Origin of the sequence: Shigella sp. FC1967, from assembly GCF_001743005.1 — a bacterium.
In the GTDB taxonomy this organism is placed as follows: domain Bacteria; phylum Pseudomonadota; class Gammaproteobacteria; order Enterobacterales; family Enterobacteriaceae; genus Proteus.
In genome coordinates, this window is record NZ_MIIZ01000808.1 from 1 (window position 1) to 3,030 (window position 3,030).

General features: G+C 37.9%; 2 protein-coding genes and 1 pseudogene. 2 read left to right on the forward strand and 1 reads right to left on the reverse strand.

What is annotated here, in order from left to right; genetic code table 11:
* Positions 1-13 precede the first annotated feature (13 nt).
* Positions 14-955 (reverse strand): annotated as a pseudogene (locus tag BHE89_RS13415) (AI-2E family transporter); the annotation flags it as partial.
* A gap of 154 nt (positions 956-1,109) precedes the next feature.
* On the opposite strand from BHE89_RS13415, the gene bepA reads away from it, so the two are divergent.
* Positions 1,110-2,582, forward strand: a complete 1,473-nt coding sequence (gene bepA, locus BHE89_RS13420; RefSeq protein WP_069368864.1) for a beta-barrel assembly-enhancing protease — start codon at positions 1,110-1,112, stop codon at positions 2,580-2,582.
* Between the two features lie 8 nt (positions 2,583-2,590).
* Positions 2,591-2,947 (forward strand): arsenate reductase (glutaredoxin), encoded by a 357-nt coding sequence (arsC, locus tag BHE89_RS13425; RefSeq protein WP_069368863.1) that lies wholly within the window; start codon positions 2,591-2,593, stop codon positions 2,945-2,947.
* The last annotated feature ends 83 nt before the right edge of the window (positions 2,948-3,030 follow it).

Here is a 3,030-nt window from a genome sequence, read left to right on the forward strand (position 1 = left end):
TAAATCAACTGATAATATAAATGACTAAAGGATGCATATTTACAGCTTCAGAATACAAAATTGGCACTAATAAATTACTATCTAATCCTTGAACAACAAGATAAGCAATAAATAATGCCCAGAAATCAGAGCCTAATCCCCACTGAGATAATGCAATCACAATAACGGGGATTGTTGCTAAAACGGCACCAACATAAGGGACTAAAACAGAAACACCAACAATCACAGCCAGTAATACAGAGTAGCGTAAGTCAAAGAAAGCAAATACAAAATAAGTGAAAATACCCACAATTATCATTTCAGTGACTTTACCGCGAATATAATTCGTAATTTGTTGGTTAACTTCAATCCAAACTTGTGCTGCCAATATTCTGTTTTTGGGTAAAACACGACGAACTGCATTGAGCATTTGTTGCTTATCTTTAAGTAAGAAGAACGTCATTAAAGGAACAAGAATAAGATAAATTGACAGTGTAATAATGCCGATTAACGAAGCTAAAGACACTTTTAATACTGATTCCGCCACTGTTGAGAACTTACTGCGTAAGTTTTCTGCCATCATATCAACAATGCCAGCATCCATTAATGCGGGGAAACGATCGGGTAATTCATGTGCAAATGCATTGAACTTATTGATCATATTAGGGATGTCTGAAATCAATGTCATCCCTTGCTGCCATACGGTTGGCGCTAAAATCAAAATAACAATGGCACTAATACCGATAAAGAGTGTCAGAATTATCGATACTGCCCATATACGAGCACATCCTAATTTTTCAAGTAAATGCGTTGGCCACTCTAAAAGATAAGCGAGCACAATTGCCACTAATAAAGGAGCAAGTATGCCACTAAAGAAATACAGAATTGAAAAGCCAGCAATCAAAATGACCACAAGGGCGATAACTTGTGGATCAGCGAATCGGCGTTTGTACCATTGAACAAGCAAGTCCAGCATGAAAATAAAGATCCTTTATAATAATCAAAACAATAGAGCTGTATGTATTCATTTACATAAGCAATAATCTTTTGACAGATTTTACGTTAGGTTTTGCTATCATACATCATCAATTATTAATTTTTCGTTAAGATAGCCATCAGGATACAGTTGTATGAAACTCAGACTTAAAAAACCCTTAGTCGCGCTTCTTGTTTCTGCGTTGCTATCAACATCAGTAATGCCAGCACATGCTGCGATTGATATTGAAGACTCCTTACCTGATATGGGAACCACTGCTGGTTCAACGCTGAGTATTAACCAAGAAATCGCTATGGGTGATTACTATACTCGCCAACTGCGAAATAGTGCACCATTAGTTTTTGATCCGTTACTTTCTAACTATATTAACAATTTAGGGCAAAAACTTGTTTCTAATGCCAGTTCGGTAAAAACCCCTTTTCATTTCTATCTCGTTAATAATCCTAATATTAACGCCTTTGCTTATTTTGGGGGAAATATTGTTTTACATTCAGCCCTCTTTCGATATAGCCGAAATGAGAGTGAATTAGCTTCTGTCATAGCACATGAAATCACACACGTTACTCAACGACATCTAGCGAGAATGCTTGAAGATCAAGCTAAAACAACGCCTCTTGCCCTTGCTGGTGTATTAGGCTCTATTCTAATCTTTATGGCAAACCCAAATGCAGGCCTTGCAACTTTCACGGGAAGTATGGCGGGAATGCAGCAGAATATGATCACATTCACACAAATGAACGAACAAGAAGCAGATCGTATCGGAATACAGACACTTTATCGTGCAGGGTTTGATCCCAAAGGAATGCCTGACTTTATGCAAATTCTTGCTGACCAAGTGCGATATAGCTCCAAACCACCAGAAATGTTATTAACGCACCCCTTACCCGATAGTCGATTATCCGATGCAAGAAGCCGAGCAAGTCAATATCCTGCGCAACAGGTTCCACAGTCGGCTGACTTTCTGTTTGCTAAAATGCGTGTCTTAACTATGCTGACGAAAAATCCTACATCAGAGAATGCATTACAAACGATACTTGATCAATTTAAGCAAGGTACAGCGCTTGAAAAGTCAGCCGCAAATTATGCGCAAATCCTGATCTATTCTCGTGATCGCAAATTTGATGATGCAAGAAAACTACTCACTCCGATGTTAGAAAAAGAGCCAAATAATATTTGGCTTATTGATGCCATGACGGATATCGATTTAGAACAAAATCGGGCAAGTGATGCAGTTGCAAGATTACAATTAGCGTTAAAACAAAGACCTAATAACAATGTTATTATTGCTAACTTGGCAAATGCCTATATGCATAATAAGCAATATAACGAAGCGAATCGACTGCTTTATCGTTATACCTTTGATAATCCAAATGATCCTATTGGCTGGCAATTAATGGCCGAAAACGCAGCTAAACAAGGTGACCGAGCCCATGAATTAGCCGCTTATGCGGAGGATCTAGCACTTAGAGGTGATTTTGAAACAGCGATTCGATACTTAGGTGATGCAAGTAGACAAGTTAAACTAGGTAGTAATGATCAAGCTCGCTTTGATGCGCGCATTGACCAGTTAAGAAAACTACAACAAAGAGACAGTCAATTTAAATAAGGGACACTATGACCAAGAAAGTGACTATTTATCATAATCCACGCTGTTCAAAAAGTCGTGAAACTTTACATTTACTAGAAGAAATGCAAATAACGCCTAATGTTATTCACTATCTAGATACAGCACCTTCCGTTACCGAGCTGAAAACACTACTGAAAGCACTAGGTTTTAATGATGCAAGAGCATTAATGCGTACAAAAGAAGACATTTATAAAACGCTAAAACTCGCTGATGAAACATCACAAGATGCATTAATTCAAGCAATGCATGAAAATCCTAAGCTTATTGAACGCCCTATTGTGGTTGTCGGTAATAAAGCCCGCCTAGGTCGCCCACCAGAGCAAGTAAAAGAACTGTTTAATTAATCTTCAAGGTTCAAAGCCCATATTTATGTTCTGACATCTATGGGCTTTTTCTATTTACTTCATTATTCATCCCGCAATCGTTT

Bases quoted from the DNA above. Each gene is read 5' to 3' on its own strand.
- bepA (WP_069368864.1), top strand. From the start codon at position 1,110: ATGAAACTCAGACTTAAAAAACCCTTAGTCGCGCTTCTTGTTTCTGCG.
- arsC (WP_069368863.1), top strand. From the start codon at position 2,591: ATGACCAAGAAAGTGACTATTTATCATAATCCACGCTGTTCAAAAAGT.